The organism is Methylobacterium sp. Leaf113 (assembly GCF_001423325.1).
GTDB lineage: Bacteria > Pseudomonadota > Alphaproteobacteria > Rhizobiales > Beijerinckiaceae > Methylobacterium.
The window spans coordinates 19885-35496 of the sequence record NZ_LMNJ01000008.1; the positions used below are offsets into that span (position 1 = coordinate 19885).

Genomic DNA, 15612 nt, shown 5'->3' on the forward strand with positions numbered 1-15612 from the left:
ACGGAGACGCGACGGAGACTCAGCCGACGAGGGCCTGAACGGGCGCAGACGTGCGGCGCAGCACGCGGCTCCGCTTGCCGTTTTACATTACATACGTCATCTATAAGGGGACGGGCCGGCAGGTCGGCCCTGCCAGGAGAGCGCCATGGGCCAAGCCATCCAGAAGACCGCCATCGTCACCGGAGCCTCCTCGGGCATCGGCCTCGCCACCGTTCGGGCCCTGCAGGCCGCCGGCTATCGGGTGTTCGGGACGAGCCGGCGGCCCGGCGCCGCCCTGGGAGATGCCGGCACCCTGCTCACCTGCGAGATAACCGACGAAGCCTCCGTGGCCGCCATGGTCCGCACCGTTCTGGACGAGACCGGCCGGATCGATCTCCTCGTCAACAATGCCGGCTACGGCATCAGCGGCGGCGCCGAGGAATCCTCGGTCGCGCAGGCGCAGACGCTCTTCGACGTCAATCTGTTCGGCGTCATCCGCACCATTCGGGCGGTCCTGCCGACCATGCGCGCCCAGAAGAGTGGCCGCATCGTCAACATCAGTTCCGTCCTCGGCTTGGTACCGGCGCCCTACATGGCGCTCTACGCCGCGAGCAAGCATGCGTTGGAAGGCTATTCGGAATCCATCGACCATGAGATCCGTGGCCAAGGCATCCGCGTCGTCCTGGTGGAACCCGCCTATACCCGGACGTCCTTCAACCAGAACCTGGTCGTGCCCGATGCACAACTGAGCATCTACGCAGAGGCCCGCGCCGGTGCGGACACGATGCTGCGGACCGTGATGGCGACCGCCGACGCCCCGGAGGTCGTCGCCCGAACAGTGGTGGAGGCCGCCGCCGCAGCCGTGCCCCGCCGCCGCTACACCGCCGGAAAGGTCGCCCGCCAGGTGAGCCTGCTCCGCCGCTTCGCGCCGGCCCACCTCTTCGACAAGAGCCTGCGTAAGCAGATGGGTCTGCCGAACTGAGCGCCGGACGCCGCCGCGGGATCTAGAATTCCATGCCGAATTTAACCCGAAGGTTGTGCCGCTCGAACTGGTTCAAGCCCAGGCCGCGACTGGCCAGGGTCGAATCCCTGTCCCGGCCCCAGACCTGTCCGGCATAGGCCAAGGTGAACCAGGTCTTCTCGGTGAAGCGGTGATGGAGGGCCGGGCCGACGAAGACCGCCTGGCTCTCCAAGTCGTTGAGAAACGTGCCGTTATAGCCCCGCAGGTAACGGACTTCCGGCCCCAGATAGGTGCTGTCCCCGACCCGCGCCACGAGGGCGTTCGACCAGAGGAAGGTGGACGAGCGATAGCCGGATGCCCCGACGCCGCGCTGGCGCCCGGCCGCCAGCTCGAAGCTGATGTTGCTGCCGTACCAGAGTTTGTCCGGCACCACCTGAACATCGAGTTGCAGCACGCTCTCGAGGTCGAAGATGTCGGCTCCGTTGCCCTCGATCGGTAGCACGCGGGCAAACCGGGGCCTCACTTCGAGGGCGAGGCCGAGGGGCTGCTCCTTGCTGCTCTTGAGAAACTGATATTTCACTTCGACGGATATGCCATCGAAGGTGCCGTAGGACTTGTCGTCGAGGTCGGTAATGTTGCGGACGTTTCGAAGGTTGCCGAAGGCTCCGATCTCGATGCTCAACTTGTCCATCGGATCGAACTGATAGCCGAGCTTGGTGTCGAGAACGCGGTAGCGGCCTCGGCCGGGACCGGCCGGCCGCTTGCCCAGCCGGGACACCGTATCGACCACAACCTCCTGCTCGCCCTTCTCGCCCGTATCGGCGCCCTCGGTGAAGCCGAACAGATGTTCGGTATCGACCTCCTTCGCGGCTTTGTCGTCGCCAGCACCGGAATCCGCTCCGGTCTTGGCCGTGCCATCGGTTTTCGGAGACGTGCCCGAAGGCTTCGACCCCGCTCGCTCCGCAGTCCCGGAAGCCTGGACGGCATGCGCGGAGACGTTGGCCAAGACCGCCGCAATCAGCCCGAGCAAAACCCCGACCGGACGCGCGTAACGCGATGTCATCATTGAGAAACCCCATGGCGTCGCTCAACCCGATGACGGTCCGGCAACTGCCGGCACCTTAGATACGCTTCGGCTTATCTTGCCTGCGGCCGCCTGGACACAGATGCAGGAAATGTGAATTTTCCGGGATTAACCCCGCAGCATCACAGCCGTCGCTCCCCGCGGGGAGGGGCCCGGATTCCCGCGCGCGCTGCCGTATCGACCCGGGGAACGGCGCAGGGGCAAGGCTGTTTCTTCGACACAGCAGCCAGGAGTTTCACCATGCGGATCATTGCGACAGCGTCGGCCCTCGCCCTTCTCACCTTCGGCAGCGTCGGGGCGGCGGAAGCCAAGGGGTGCATCAAGGGCGCCATCATCGGCGGGATCGCCGGGCACTACCTCGCCGAGCGCGGCGTCGTCGGTGCGGTCGCGGGTTGCCTCGGCGGTCGCTATCTGGCGAACCGTCAGGCGCGGCGTCAGCGGGAGATCGATTACGGTTCGCGAGTCGAGCCACGCGGCACGGGCTACGGCCAGCCCGCCTCCGGTCCGCGTCGCAACTACAGCTACTGATGCGACGTCGGCTCGGCCCTCATCGAAGGCCGGGCCGACCCAGGGTCAGGGTGCCGCGAAGGTCAGAGGCGCCTCGGGCCGCGTCGCCATCCAGAGAACGTGACGAGGTCCGCCGTTGCCCTCTTTGGCATGAACCCGGACCTCGTCGACCCCGTATCCATGCAGGCGCAGGCGCGCCTTGAAGCGACGATCCGGTTTGCCCGACCAGACTCCCAGGATGCCGCCCTTCCGCAGGGCGTAATGGGCTCGCTTGAGACCCCAGGCATCATACAGGCGGTCATTCTCCCGCCGGGTCATCCCCGAGGGGCCATTGTCGACATCCAGCAGGATGGCGTCGAACTGCTCCGGTCCTGACTGGATCAATCGGTTCACATCCTCCTCCACGATCGTGACGCGGGGATCGTCGAGGCTGCCCGCGAAGAGGTGGGCGAGCGGGCCGCGTGCCCAGGTTACCACCGCGGGAATGAGTTCGGCGACGACGATGCGCGCCTCCGGCCCGAGCGCGGCGAGCGCCGCCCGAAGGGTGAAGCCCATGCCGAGTCCACCGATGAGGACGCGCGGGGCAGGGCGATCCCGGAGCCGCTCGCAGGCGATCGTGGCGAGCGCCTGTTCCGAGCGACGATCCAGATTGGTCATCAGCTCCGCATCCCCGACCTGGATCGAGTAGGCATCGCCCTGTTGCAGAAGGGTCAGCCGGGCCTTGGTGCCCGGAATGGCGCTGGTGTCGATGGAGACCCAGGGAGGCGAGGGGATCAACGCTGAACTCCGTCCGCGCAGGCATCGGGCCGCGCTCGCACGGGCCTCATCCGAATCCGACCCGAAGGTCAACCGGATTGCGGGCCTGCACCGGGCGGATCAGCGCGTCAGGAAATCGCGGAGCGCCATGTTGACGGCGTCGATCGCCTCATGGTGCAGCCAGTGCGTCGCCTCGGGAAACCAGGTGAGCTGGCCCTGCGTGCAACGGGCCAAACTCTCCATGGCAAGGCCGGGCGAGAGGGCGAAATCCTTCCGGCCCCAGAGGATGTGTGTCGGCACGCCGATCGGCCCGTCCTGCGTCCGACGCTTCAGGCGCAATGCCCGATACCAGTTCAGCATGCCCGTCGGCGCACCGCGCTGTGTCCAGGCCTCGGCATAGCGTTCGAGATCCGCTTCGGTGAAGGTTCCGGGCCGGCTCGTCAGGCGCAAGGTCTGGCGTAGGGCACGGAAGTTTCCCGCACGAAGAGCTGCCTCCGGCAATCGAGGGATCTGGAAAGCGGCGGCGTACGAGGATCGGAGTGCCTGGATCGGGTGTCGACGCGTATAGGCCCCGATCACGTCGGGATGGGGCGCATTCAGGATGACGAGGCGACGAATGCGCTCGGGGTTACGGGCGGCGAGCCACCAGGCGATGATCCCGCCCCAATCGTGCCCGACCACCTGAACCTGCTCGGCGCCGAAATGGTCCGCCAGCGCCAGGACATCGTCGGCGAGCCGGTCGAGATGATAGGCCGAGAGAAGCCGAGGCTTGCTGCTCCGGTTGTATCCGCGTTGATCGGGGACGATGATGCGCAATCCTGACGCTGCCAAGGCGTTGATCTGATTGCGCCAGCCGAACCAAGCCTCGGGAAACCCATGGAGAAGGATCGTCGGCGTTCCATCCCGAGGGCCGGCCGTGGCGACCTGCAGGGTGACGTCGGGCAGGGTCAAGAAGCTTAGATCCGGATCACGCGGCGCCATGGTGCCGTCTCTCCTCGGGTCAGGGAGAAGCGAGGGGAACGCCGGCCACTCGGCGCATCCCTCGCCCACGAGACGCCAACGCCGCCCGGACGGCTTTTTCTCCCCTCGCGCCTGTCGAATTCGGGCTCGCCCATGAACCGGGGGCTCGTCGCAGAGCCGGCCCGGCCGACGCCGCATTCCCGTCAGGGGATCATGCTGCCGGCCGATGCGGTTGAAACTCGGGTCAGCCGTGAAACACCAGCCTCCTGTCCCGCCCGATGCCGATACCCTTTGGACGTCCGAAGCTTCCCTCCAGCCAGCAGGCCCTCGAGGAATCCGCGCGGCCGACCTACCGGCCGCCCCAGCCGTCGGGTCTGTCCCCAGTCTTAGCGCGCAACATCGAGGCCTTGCAGCAGCGACGCGCGGCCGAGGAGCGCCGGTCGAGCGCGGCGGACCGGATCGCGGAGACGATCACCCGCTTCACCGGCAGCATGCCCTTCGTCGTCCTGCACGTGGTGGTGTTCGGTCTCTGGACGCTGATCAACACCGGCCTCCTGCCGGTCCTACCGAGATGGGATGCGAGCTTCGTCATCCTCGGCACCTCCGCATCGGTGGAGGCGATCTTCCTCTCGACCTTCGTGCTGATCAGCCAGAACCGCATGGCGGCCGCAGCCGATAAGCGCGCCGACCTCGATCTGCATATCGGACTTCTGGCCGAGCATGAGGTCACGAAGCTGGTCACGCTGGTGTCGGCGATCACGGATCATCTCGGCATCGCCACGGAGGCGGACGCGGAGGTCGGCGAACTCAAGCAGGATGTCTCTCCCAACCTGGTCCTCGATACCATCGCGGAGACGCAGCCGGTCAGAACCTGATGTCCCGGCACCTCGTGGGTCGAGCCTTCAGACCAGGGCACCGGATTGCGCCGGCGCGGCCGCCCGGGCAGCGTCGGGCCCTGGAGTGGGCACTTCGACGGCGGGCGCCTGGACGACCTTAGCGCCCGCCTGCCGCTCGAGCGTCACGACGGTGCGGAAGGCGAGAACGATGCCGGCCAGACCGAACAGGACGGAGCCGGCACCGACCCCCGCGATCACGCCCTTTGGTCCGTAGTAATGGGCGCCGATCAGGGCCGGCGGCACGGTTCCCAACGTGGCGCGGCCCCAGTTCAGGGCGGTCGAATAGAACGGGAAACCCAGGTTGTTGAACGAGGCGTTCGCCAAGAACAGGAGCCCGGTAAAGAACCAGACACCGCCGCTCACGAGGCAGAAGAACCCGAACAGGTCGGCCGCGACGCCCTGAAGTTCGAAGAGCCTGATGAGAGGAGCCGCGCCCAGTGCCAAGGCGAGCCAGACCACCAACACGTAAGCTGCCGTCACCAGGGTGCCGTCACGCAGAACGCCGCGCATCCGGTCGAAGCGTCCCGCGCCCCAGTTCTGGCCGAGGATCGGCCCGATCGACCCCGACATCGCGAACAAGCCACCGAAGGCCACCGGGGTCAGCCGGTCCACCACAACATTGCCGGCCACCGCGACGGCGCCGAACTGCGCCAGCGCATGGGCGATGAAGGCACTGGCCACGGAGGGCGCCAGGTTCGTCAAGACGGCGGGCAGGGCGATGCGCATGACGACGGGCGCATCCGCGATCACATGGGCGAGGCGCGGCCGGGCGAGCATTCGATGCTGACGCACGCCCCAGAGGCCGATGATGGCGAAGGTCGCGCGCGCAAAGCAGGTCGTGATGGCCGCCCCGTCGACGCCGAGGCCCGCGCCAAAGATCAGCAGCGGGTCGAGGCCGGCGGTCACGATCGCCCCCCCGAGCGTGACGTACATGGCCTGACGCGCAGCGCCAACGGCGCGCAACAGGCCGGCAAACATCATGCCGGGTCCCATCAGCAGGTTCGACGGCAGCGTGATCCAGAGGAAGCGCGTCGCCACCGGCAGGGTCTCGGCATCCGCCCCGATCCAGCCCAGAAACATCGGCAGGAACGGCAGCATCCCGAGCACGAGAAGCCCCGACACGACGATGCCGTGGATGGTGCCAGAGGTCGCCAGGCGTCGGGCGCCCTCTCCATCGTCGGCGCCGATTGCCCGTGAAACCAGGGCGCCGGCCGCGATCATCAGGCCGATATTGATGGCGATCGCGAAGAACTGGACGATGGTGGCAAAGCCGACGGCCGCCGTGAGGGTCGGATCACCGAGCTTGGAGACGTAGAGGAGAGACAGGAAGTCGACGACGAAGATTGCCATCAGTCCGACCGAACCGGTGGCGCTCATCGTCACGACATGGCGCAGGATCGAGCCTTCGACGAAGCGCGCCGAGCCGCTTCGGGTCACCTCAGCCATCCGATCAGGCATCCGAGCGAAGATCCTGGTGGACATCGTGCACTTCGAGGGTGCGGGTGGCCGCCTCCCGCTTCTTCGAGCCGATGATGTCGCGGGTCTCGGCGTTGAGCGCGCGTGACGGACGTTGAGGCTCGGTCAGCGGCTCCGGCTTGATCTCGGACACGCCGCGCGTCCAGATCGTCGTGTCCGGCAGGGTGCCGGCCTGTTGCAGCACGAGACGGGCGACGTCGCGCTTGCGAACATCCTCGGCGGTCGCGGCCGCAGCCTCGGCGCTGAGGCCGAGACCTTCCAGGGTCGCGCGTCCGAAGGCGAGAGCGGATTCGACCGTCTCACGCAGTTGGAAATCCACGTCTCGATTCATCAGTTCCACCGCATGCATGCGGTCATAGGCCCTGACGTAGGTCCGCACGGTCGCGAACTCCTCGTGGACGATGTCGATGATTTTCAGGGCCGCCTCGCCGTCGTTGACGCAGACGCAGAGGAGTTCGGCCCGGCCGATGCCGGCGGCACGCAGCACATCGAGGCGGGTTCCGTCGCCATAATAGATGCGGAAGCCGAAGCGTGACGCGCTGCGGATCTGTTCGACATCCTTGTCGATCACCGTGACGCTGATGCCCTCGGCCAGGAGAACCTGAGTCAGGATCTGACCGAACCGGCCGAAGCCCACGACGAGGACGCGGGCCTCGGTACTCTCGATGGCTTCCGGCATCGCCTCGGGGCCTTCGGGACGGCGGGCGAGCACGGTGTCGAGGGCCTTTGCGGCGACCGGACCGACCAGCATGGTGAGGGCGGCGAGCGCGACGGCGAAGCGCGTGCTGGCCGAATCGATCAGACCGAGTTCACCGCCAGCCGGGAGCAGCACGAAGGCGAATTCGCCCGCCGGCGCGAGGATCGCGCCCCCGCGCACAGCATCGAGCCAGGGTGAGCCGAACAGGCGGAACAGCCCCGCCACCAGTGCCACCTTCAGCAGAATCGCGCCGGCCGTCGCCCCGAGAAGGGTCGGCCATTCCGACTTCAACAGACCTCCGTCGATCGACATGCCCACGCTCATGAAGAACAGGCCGAGCAGCATGCCGCGGAACGGCTCGATGTCGGCCTCGAGCTGGTGCCGAAAATTCGACTCGGCGAGCAGCACGCCAGCGAGGAAGGCGCCCATCGCCATCGACAGCCCGACATGCTCCATCAGCATCGCGGTGCCGAGCACCACCAGGAGGGCCGCCGCCGTCATCACCTCGCGGGCGCCGCTGGCCGCCAGCAGGCCGAAGAACGGATTGAGGCCGTAGCGGCCGACCAGCACAACGGCGAGGATCGCAGCCCCGACGGTTCCGGTGGATTGCAGGGCCGAGAGGAGCCAACCATCGCCTCCGCCCATGCCCGAAGAGGCGAAGAGCGGCATCAGCGCCAGGATGGCGACGACCGAAATGTCCTGGAACAGCAGCACCGCGAAAGCGCGCCCGCCATAGGGCGACCCCAGATCGCCTCGCTCCTCCAGCAATTGCAGCGCGACGGCCGTCGCCGACAGTGCGAGCGCGATGCCGATGAGCAGGCTAGCGGAGGGCTTCGCTCCCATGAGGATGCCGACACCTGCGAGCGCCGCCGAACAGACGAGCAGTTGCGTGGTGCCGAGCCCGAAGATGTCGCGGCGCATCGAGACGAGGCGCGAGATCTGCAGTTCGAGCCCGACGATGAAGAGCAGTAGCACGACGCCGAGTTCCGCAACGCTGGCGGCTGTCTCGGGCTCGGCAATGAGCGAGAAACCGAACGGGCCGATCACGACGCCGGCCACGAGGTAGCCCAGTACAGCGCTCTGCCCGATGAGGCGGAAGATCGGGACGCCGATGACCGCCGCCGACAGAAATGTCAGCACGGGTGGCAGGAAGCTGACATGGGTCGTGGCGCTTGCCATGGGAATCCGAGACTGGAGAAATCCGAGACTGGAGGAATCCAGGGCTGAAGGAGGCCAACCTCGATCGAACGTGATCCTGGAGTGCCGGGCAGGCCCGTCTTACCCACGGCCGGGCCATCCGTCACGTCCACGGGTATCCCGATGGCATCTGGGACTGAGTCCAGCGGTGCGAATCATCACCTCACACCGTCCCGGCTGGTATGGGCAGGGTCGGTGCCACCACGCCTCTCAGCGATCGTGCGGAGACCGCGTCTCGACCGAAATGCGGCCACGGCCCTGTCGACGCTCCTCACGACGTCCGATCAGGAAGGTCGATGCATCGCCTTCCAGCAGCAGCATTTCCGAATCCCACACATCCTGGCGGATTAGGCCAATGTCCTTCAACTCTCGATCGGACATCACCGAGAGTTGCCGGACCACGCGGCGGTTGAGAGCGGCCCGTGACAGGCCCTCCGCGATGGCGGTCCTCAAACCAAGCACCCAAACCCTGCATCGCACCGCTGCCGCTCGGACCGCAGCTAAATGTCCGTAACGGATGATCGTCCCTTTCCTCCGGGTTGTGGTGATGGTGTCCATGATGCGCGTCCTCCTTGATGGGCGTGCAAAGCCGCCGCGCGTCAGTCGCGAGCGCCAATGCCGAACAGTGCGGCGACGGTCCTGGCGCCGACAGGGACAATCCAGTACAATCTGGTAAAATTGTCCGGGACAAGGAGCAGGACAGATGAAGGCCGTTCCGCAATCGGCACCAACGCTGGTCGAGACCGTCGCGGCCGTCATCACCGAGAGAATCGACGGGCGTCAGCTCATGCCGGGGGCACGCCTCCCCTCCGTCCGAGCCTTCGCGGAAGCCATGGGTGTCTCCAAGTCCACGGTCGTCGAAGCCTATGACCGCCTCGGAGCCGAGGGGGCGATCGTCGCGCGTCGAGGCTCCGGTTTCTACGTGGCCGGAAAGTTGCGCCCGCTCTGCCTCAAGGCAGTGGGTCCGCAACTCGATCGTGCGGTCGACCCGCTGTGGATCACCCGGCAATCGATGCAGGCCGGCTCGGATCTGGTCATGCCGGGGTCAGGCTGGCTTCCCCCAGCCTGGATGCCTGACGAGGCAGTCCGTCGAGGCCTGCGACAGCTCGCACGCGGAGCCGAAGCGAACCTCGTCGCACACGATCAGCCCCTCGGCTTTCCGCCCTTGCGCGCACAGATCGCCCGGCGTCTGGCCGAGAAGGGGGTGGAGGCGGGCGCCGACCAGGTCGTGCTGGTCGATTCGGCAACGCAGGCCCTGGATCTACTCTGCCGCTTCCTGCTTGAGCCGGGCGATACCGTGCTGGTCGATGACCCCTGCTACTTCAACTACCACGCCCTGCTTCGGGCACAGCGGGCGCGGATCCTGGGCGTGCCGCTGACGCCGAACGGCCCCGATTTGGCAGCCTTCGCGACGCTGCTGGCCGAACACCGGCCGCGCTTCTACGTCATCAATTCCGCGCTCCAGAACCCCACCGGCTCGACCCTTTCCCCCGCTGTTGCGCACCGCATCCTCAAGCTTGCCGAAGCGCACGACACCCTCATCATCGAGGACGACATCTTCGGGGATTTCGAGAGTGAGCCGTCTCCGCGCCTTGCTGGGTTCGACGGGCTTGAGCGGGTGATCCAGATCGGCAGCTTCTCGAAGACCCTTTCCGCTGCCATCCGCTGCGGGTTCATCGCCCTGCGCGATGATTGGGTTGAGCCGCTCGTCGACCTGAAGCTCGCCATGAGCCTGGGCAACAGCCATCTGTCGGCAAGCCTGATGCATTGCCTCCTCACCGATGGGACCTATCGTCGGCACCTCGCAGACGTCCGGGAGAAGCTCGGACGGGCCATGGCGCCGGCCCTGCGGCAGCTGGAGGGCTGCGGCCTCAAGGCTTGGCTGGAGCCGTCAGGCGGGTTCTTCCTCTGGATGCGTCTGCCCGACGGCCTCGACTCGGCCAATGTCGCCCGGTGCGCCCTGGCACGCGGGCTCGTGCTCGCCCCGGGGGGAGCCTTCAGCCCGTCGTCGCTGAGCAACCGCTTCCTGCGCTTCAACGTGGCCCAGTGTGCCGATCCCCGGATGGTCCCCCTGCTGAAAGCAGCCTTGGCCGAATGCGCGGCCGTACGCCCCCTTCCGGCGACCCGAGGGCATGTTCCTGGCGCGTCCTCCGACGTTTGAACGCCATACGGACCCGCTTTCGTGGCACCGCAGGTGCCTGTCCGGGAGTTTTCCGCTATGACAGGTTGACAGGGGCGTCCCCGCCTCGCCACATCCCGGCTATCATGAGCGACGCGAATCTGACGACCTCCCCCGTTTCCGGCGAAGCGGTCAAGCCGCCCCTGGAGATCCTGCTTTGCGCACCACGTGGCTTCTGCGCCGGTGTGGTGCGGGCGATCGACGTGGTGGAGCGGGCGCTCGCCATATACGGACCTCCGGTCTACGTCCGTCATGAGATCGTCCACAACAAGTACGTGGTCGAGAGCCTAAAGCGGAAGGGCGCAGTGTTCGTGCGCGAACTCGATGAGGTTCCCGACGGCTCCGCCCCGGTGATCTTTTCGGCCCATGGCGTGGCCAAGACCGTTCCTCACAACGCCGATTCCCGCGGTCTCACCACCATCGACGCGACCTGCCCGCTGGTGACCAAGGTCCACCGCGAGGCTGAAATCCATCACAAGCGCGGGCGCCATGTGCTGCTCGTCGGCCATTCCGGCCACCCCGAGGTCGTCGGGACCATGGGTCAGTTGCCGAAAGGCTCGATCACTCTGGTCGAGGATCTGGAGCAGATCGCTGCCCTCGAGCCGGAGAACCGCGACAACCTCGCCTGGGTGACGCAGACCACCCTGTCGGTCGACGACACCCACCACATCGTGGAAGCGCTCAAGAAGAAGTTCCCGACCATCACCGGGCCGCACAAGGACGACATCTGCTACGCGACCACCAATCGCCAGGAAGCGGTGAAGCAGGTGGCACCGCTGGTCGACGCCGTCATCGTGGTCGGTTCGTCGAACTCGTCGAACTCGCAGCGCCTGCGGGAGGTCGCCGAACGCGTCGGCTGCCCCATCACACGCCTGGTGTTGCGGGCCGAGGAGATCGACTGGCCTGCCTTCGAAGGCATTCGCAAGCTCGGCCTCACGGCTGGCGCTTCCGCACCAGAAGTGCTGGTCGAGGAAATCATCGACGCCTTCGCGGCCCGCTACACGGTCACGGTGGATACGGTGTCGACGGTCGTGGAGGACATGTCCTTCCCGCTGCCACGCGAGTTGCGCAGCGAAGCCGCCGAATAAGCCTCACGTCCATTTGGAAAATTGCCGTCAGCAAGGGCGCCATCTGGCGCCCTTGTCCTTTTCGTCCCTAAGAATTCAAGCGAAGCGCAGTGGCTGTCTACACAGAGGTCTCCGACGCGGCGCTGACCGCCTTCCTGGCCGCCTACGACATCGGCACCCTGCTGTCGTACAAGGGCATCGCCGAAGGAGTGGAGAACACCAACTACTTCCTACACACCACCGGCGGCACCTTCATTCTCACCCTCTACGAAAAGCGGGTGCGCGCCGACGATTTGCCGTTCTTCCTGAACCTGATGGAGCATCTCGCTGCGCGGGGCCTTGCCTGCCCGCAGCCGATCCGCGACCGGGCCGGGATCGGACTGGGAGAGCTTTGCGGCAAGCCGGCGGTGATCGTCACGTTTCTTGAGGGCGTGTCGGTCAAGCGCCCCGGAATCGACCATTGCCGGGCCCTCGGCGGAGCGCTTGCGGGTCTGCACGCCGCCGGCGCCGACTTCGGCATGCGTCGCGCCAACAATCTCTCGGTGGAAGCCTGGGAGCCGCTGTTTCATCTGGCGGAGCTAGAGGCCGATAGAGTCTCGCCGGGCCTCGGCGAGCGCATCGCCGGCGACCTTGCCATCCTCCAGGCCGGCTGGCCCTCGGGACTGCCCTCCGGGGTGATCCATGCCGATTTGTTCACCGACAATGTCTTTTTCATCGGCGACGATCTGTCGGGCCTGATCGACTTCTATTTCGCCTGCAACGATGCATTCGCGTACGATCTCGCGATCTGCCTGAATGCCTGGTGCTTCGACGCGGACGGCACGTTCCATCGCGAGATGGGCGCGACGCTGATCGCGGGCTACGAGGCGGTGCGTCCGCTGACCCCCGCAGAGGTCGAAGCCTTGCCGATCCTATGCCGGGGTGCCGCCCTGCGTTTCCTGCTCACCCGTCTCGTCGACTGGCTCAACGTGCCGCCGGGAGCCCTGGTTCAGCCGAAGGACCCGCTGGAATACGACCGCCGGCTGACCTTCCACCGGCGCATCACGCACGCGCGGGACTACGGTTGGGGCAGGGTGGCTTCGGCCTGACGACACCGAAGGCTCGCTGCTCCACCACCCTGAGCCCGCCAGGGGGCACAGGGTGGTGCGGTTCCCTCGGGCGTCAGAGAGGTGCCCGGAGGCGAAGGATCTTCAGATTACCTTGAGCAGGGCATCGACGCCCGAGATCTCGGTCTTGGCCGGGGAATCCTCCACGTTCAGGATGCGGACGACGCCGTCATCGACGAGCATGGCGTAGCGCTTCGAACGAGGCCCGAGGCCGAAACCGGCGCCATCCATGTCCAGGCCGATGGCCTTGGCGAACTCGGCATTGCCGTCCGCGAGAAACTCGAGGCTCTCTGCACCGCTGGCCTTCTGCCAGGCGTCGAGAACGAACACGTCGTTGACGGAGGTGATTGCGATCGCGTCGATGCCCCGTGCTTTGATCTCCGCCTGCTTCTCGACAAAACCGGGCAGATGGTTGCGGTGACAGCTGGGCGTGAAGGCGCCCGGGACGCCGACGAGAACAACGCGGCGCCCCTTGAAGAGGTCATCGGTGGTCTTGGCTTCCGGTCCGTCCGTGCCGCTCACACGAAACGTCACCTGGGGGAGGTGGTCGCCAACCTGAATGGTCATCCGTCGTCTCCTGAAGATCGCTGGGGCACCCGAACCATCGGGACCCTGGTCGTGCCACGCATTCCGGCCGTGCGGAACCCGTTGCCCCGCCGCGCAGGCCCGCTTCGCACCGCGCTCGAGCCCCACGAAAAACCGTCTAGCTCGCAGGAGTTAGCGTGTCGAGTTGCAGATCTGTTGCGTCCAGTGCGGCCGGCCTCGGACGTGACCCGGTGGCCGATCCGACACGGCCGCGCCCTGGACAAAGCCACCATGCGGCGTAGCATGCCGGCATGCAGACGCCTCGACCCCGTGCGGGTGATCCCGCCTATCTCGACGGTCAGTTCCTGGTAGCGATGCCGGGGCTTACGGACTCGCGGTTCGCGCGTTCGGTCATCTACCTGTGCGCCCATTCGGCCGATGGAGCGATGGGGATCATCCTGAACAAGGCGGTATCCGACCTCAATATGCCGGACCTGCTGATTCAGCTCGACATCGCCAGCGAAACCGACGCCATCCGCCTTCGTGAGCGCGTCGGGCACATGCCCGTCCTGATGGGTGGCCCGGTCGATGCCAAGCGCGGCTTCGTCCTCCACACCGATGATTTCCACATTGATCAATCGACATTGATCATCGATGACGGGATCTGCCTGACTGCGACCGTCGACATCTTGCGGGCGATCGCGACGGGCGATGGGCCCGCAAGCGCGGTCCTGGCCCTCGGTTATGCCGGGTGGCAGGCTGGCCAACTGGAGGATGAGATCCTGGCCAACGGATGGCTGGTTTGCCCGGCCGATCCCGATATGATCTTCCATACGGCGCTCGACGCCAAATATGAGCGGACTCTTCGCAACAACGGCATCGACCTCGCGATGCTCTCCGTCAGCGCGGGCCATAGCTGAGCTAAGCCAAGTTTTACGGCTCGACGAAGGGTGCTCCACCGGAGTCGGGGTTCATGCCTTCCACCGGGGGCTTACGGCGCGGGCGGGGTGGGGCCGCCGAGGCGCTCGGTGCCGCCGTGCCGATCGTGACGCCAAGACGGGTGGCGAGGGCGAGCGCCCGCGCTTCGGTGAAGCGTAGATTGCAGAAACCGTGCGTGCCCTCTCGGGCGTAGGTCCGGCACATCTGCTCGCGATCCGAGGAGAAGGCGGCCTGCTCCGTCACCACCGGACGCAGATCCGAGCCCCGGAGACGCTGGCTCATCAGCTTGTAGTTTTCTCGCACCGCCCGATCGGCCCCGCCGCGCGCAGCCTCGAACTCGCCGGCCCGTGGAAGCAAGGTCGCGGCGGCAGGCCCCCAGAGGCCGTTCGGGGTCGTGGCGCAATCGTCTGCCGCGAAGGTGCAATTCGGCCCGGAGAGCGACCGAACCAGCACGGCGCCGTCGAGCACCTCGAAGCGCAGGGGGCACTCCCCACCCGTTATTTCAAAGCGGCTGACACCCTCCGGACGTCCTTCGGAGGAGACCGCGATCGGCGCGCCGCCGTTCAGGGGAACTTTACAGGTCTCGACCGGCTGCGAAATCTTGTTGCCGGGCAGGATGATCCGGGCCGTCGTGCCACCGCCTGCCTTTTCCAGCTTGAGGCTTCCATTGAGGCCATTGAGCTGCAGGTCCTGCCCCATCACGCTCTCCTCCGATGGAGCCTTGAGCACCACGGGCTGCCGCGGCGCCGGAGGGGCACGAGGGATATCGGCGGCTGGCGGAGGCGCTTCGCCCGGCGCTCCCGGCGGCGGAGCCCCGGGTGCGGTGGGAACCCCACGCGGCGGAACCGGAGGCTTGGCAGCACGCCCGATACCGAACAACTCCTCGAAGAACGACTGAGCGGATGTCGGTTGAGGCATCAACGCCAGCACCGGCAGAAGGAGAAGCACGCGGGTCAGACGCATCGAGACTTTCGGGCCTATGGCAGGGGAGGTAGAGGACTGCGCAGCCAAGCATGTTTACCTCATGCTTACCATGCGTGAACCGCCCAGCCACAGCGGCGACGACACTTTAGCACTGAGCGGATCCTAGTCTGAAGCCGCGGCACGATCCGATCCGCAGCGTGAGCGAACGGCAGACACGACACCTTGGAAACTCCAAGGCGCTGAGACGGGTAACGCGTTTTGCCGGGATCGGATGCACCTCGTCGCGGCACTTCGCCTTGCGGCCCTGCGGCACCCTTCTTATATCGGCCGAGACGCGGGATTAAGACCCGGCTCCGCAC

At 66.4% G+C, this 15612-nt stretch carries 15 protein-coding genes; 7 read left to right on the plus strand and 8 right to left on the minus strand.

Features of this window, described 5'->3' with window-relative positions:
• The first annotated feature begins 145 nt into the window (after positions 1-145).
• Positions 146-961, plus strand: a complete 816-nt coding sequence (locus ASF60_RS07310) for an oxidoreductase (RefSeq protein ID WP_056182735.1) — start codon at positions 146-148, stop codon at positions 959-961.
• Between the two features lie 22 nt (positions 962-983).
• Here the strand turns inward: ASF60_RS07310 and ASF60_RS07315 are convergent, their stop codons facing one another.
• The gene (locus ASF60_RS07315) at positions 984-2006 is read right to left on the minus strand and encodes a hypothetical protein (RefSeq protein ID WP_244478357.1); all 1023 of its coding nucleotides are present in this window, start codon (positions 2004-2006) and stop codon (positions 984-986) included.
• 258 nt (positions 2007-2264) lie between these two features.
• On the opposite strand from ASF60_RS07315, the gene ASF60_RS07320 reads away from it, so the two are divergent.
• The gene (locus ASF60_RS07320; protein WP_056182738.1) at positions 2265-2552 is read left to right on the plus strand and encodes a hypothetical protein; all 288 of its coding nucleotides are present in this window, start codon (positions 2265-2267) and stop codon (positions 2550-2552) included.
• A 45-nt stretch (positions 2553-2597) separates the two neighbouring features.
• On the opposite strand, the gene ASF60_RS07325 is transcribed toward ASF60_RS07320, so the two are convergent.
• On the minus strand, positions 2598-3305 hold the full coding sequence (locus ASF60_RS07325) for a hypothetical protein (RefSeq protein WP_200940925.1): 708 nt from the start codon (positions 3303-3305) through the stop codon (positions 2598-2600).
• Positions 3306-3407: 102 nt separating this feature from the next.
• The gene (locus ASF60_RS07330; protein ID WP_056182740.1) at positions 3408-4268 is read right to left on the minus strand and encodes an alpha/beta fold hydrolase; all 861 of its coding nucleotides are present in this window, start codon (positions 4266-4268) and stop codon (positions 3408-3410) included.
• Between the two features lie 257 nt (positions 4269-4525).
• On the opposite strand from ASF60_RS07330, the gene ASF60_RS07335 reads away from it, so the two are divergent.
• A complete protein-coding gene (locus ASF60_RS07335) occupies positions 4526-5122 on the plus strand; it encodes a DUF1003 domain-containing protein (RefSeq protein WP_056182744.1) in 597 nt (198 codons plus the stop codon).
• Between the two features lie 27 nt (positions 5123-5149).
• On the opposite strand, the gene ASF60_RS07340 is transcribed toward ASF60_RS07335, so the two are convergent.
• From ASF60_RS07340 to ASF60_RS07350, 3 genes are all read right to left on the minus strand, one after another.
• Positions 5150-6589 carry an MATE family efflux transporter gene (locus ASF60_RS07340; protein WP_244478358.1) on the minus strand — a complete coding sequence of 480 codons (1440 nt, stop codon included), beginning with the start codon at positions 6587-6589 and terminating at the stop codon, positions 5150-5152.
• A gap of 4 nt (positions 6590-6593) precedes the next feature.
• Positions 6594-8495 carry a monovalent cation:proton antiporter-2 (CPA2) family protein gene (locus ASF60_RS07345; RefSeq protein ID WP_056182749.1) on the minus strand — a complete coding sequence of 634 codons (1902 nt, stop codon included), beginning with the start codon at positions 8493-8495 and terminating at the stop codon, positions 6594-6596.
• A 228-nt stretch (positions 8496-8723) separates the two neighbouring features.
• Positions 8724-9071, minus strand: a complete 348-nt coding sequence (locus ASF60_RS07350; protein ID WP_056182751.1) for a DUF1127 domain-containing protein — start codon at positions 9069-9071, stop codon at positions 8724-8726.
• Positions 9072-9216: 145 nt separating this feature from the next.
• Between ASF60_RS07350 and ASF60_RS07355 the strand changes: the two genes are divergently transcribed.
• The 3 genes from ASF60_RS07355 to thrB all read left to right on the plus strand — a co-directional run bounded on the left by ASF60_RS07355 (position 9217) and on the right by thrB (position 12847).
• Positions 9217-10674 carry an aminotransferase-like domain-containing protein gene (locus ASF60_RS07355; protein WP_056182753.1) on the plus strand — a complete coding sequence of 486 codons (1458 nt, stop codon included), beginning with the start codon at positions 9217-9219 and terminating at the stop codon, positions 10672-10674.
• Between the two features lie 104 nt (positions 10675-10778).
• Complete coding sequence (gene ispH, locus ASF60_RS07360; protein ID WP_056182755.1) at positions 10779-11780, plus strand: 4-hydroxy-3-methylbut-2-enyl diphosphate reductase; 1002 nt, start codon at positions 10779-10781, stop codon at positions 11778-11780.
• 89 nt (positions 11781-11869) lie between these two features.
• A complete protein-coding gene (gene thrB / locus ASF60_RS07365) occupies positions 11870-12847 on the plus strand; it encodes a homoserine kinase (RefSeq protein ID WP_056182756.1) in 978 nt (325 codons plus the stop codon).
• A gap of 102 nt (positions 12848-12949) precedes the next feature.
• Here the strand turns inward: thrB and ASF60_RS07370 are convergent, their stop codons facing one another.
• Positions 12950-13432, minus strand: a complete 483-nt coding sequence (locus ASF60_RS07370) for a peroxiredoxin (RefSeq protein ID WP_056182759.1) — start codon at positions 13430-13432, stop codon at positions 12950-12952.
• A gap of 269 nt (positions 13433-13701) precedes the next feature.
• On the opposite strand from ASF60_RS07370, the gene ASF60_RS07375 reads away from it, so the two are divergent.
• Positions 13702-14310 carry a YqgE/AlgH family protein gene (locus ASF60_RS07375; protein WP_056182762.1) on the plus strand — a complete coding sequence of 203 codons (609 nt, stop codon included), beginning with the start codon at positions 13702-13704 and terminating at the stop codon, positions 14308-14310.
• 13 nt (positions 14311-14323) lie between these two features.
• Here ASF60_RS07375 and ASF60_RS07380 read toward each other — a convergent pair whose 3' ends face one another.
• A complete protein-coding gene (locus ASF60_RS07380; RefSeq protein WP_056182765.1) occupies positions 14324-15292 on the minus strand; it encodes a hypothetical protein in 969 nt (322 codons plus the stop codon).
• Positions 15293-15612: the final 320 nt, after the last annotated feature.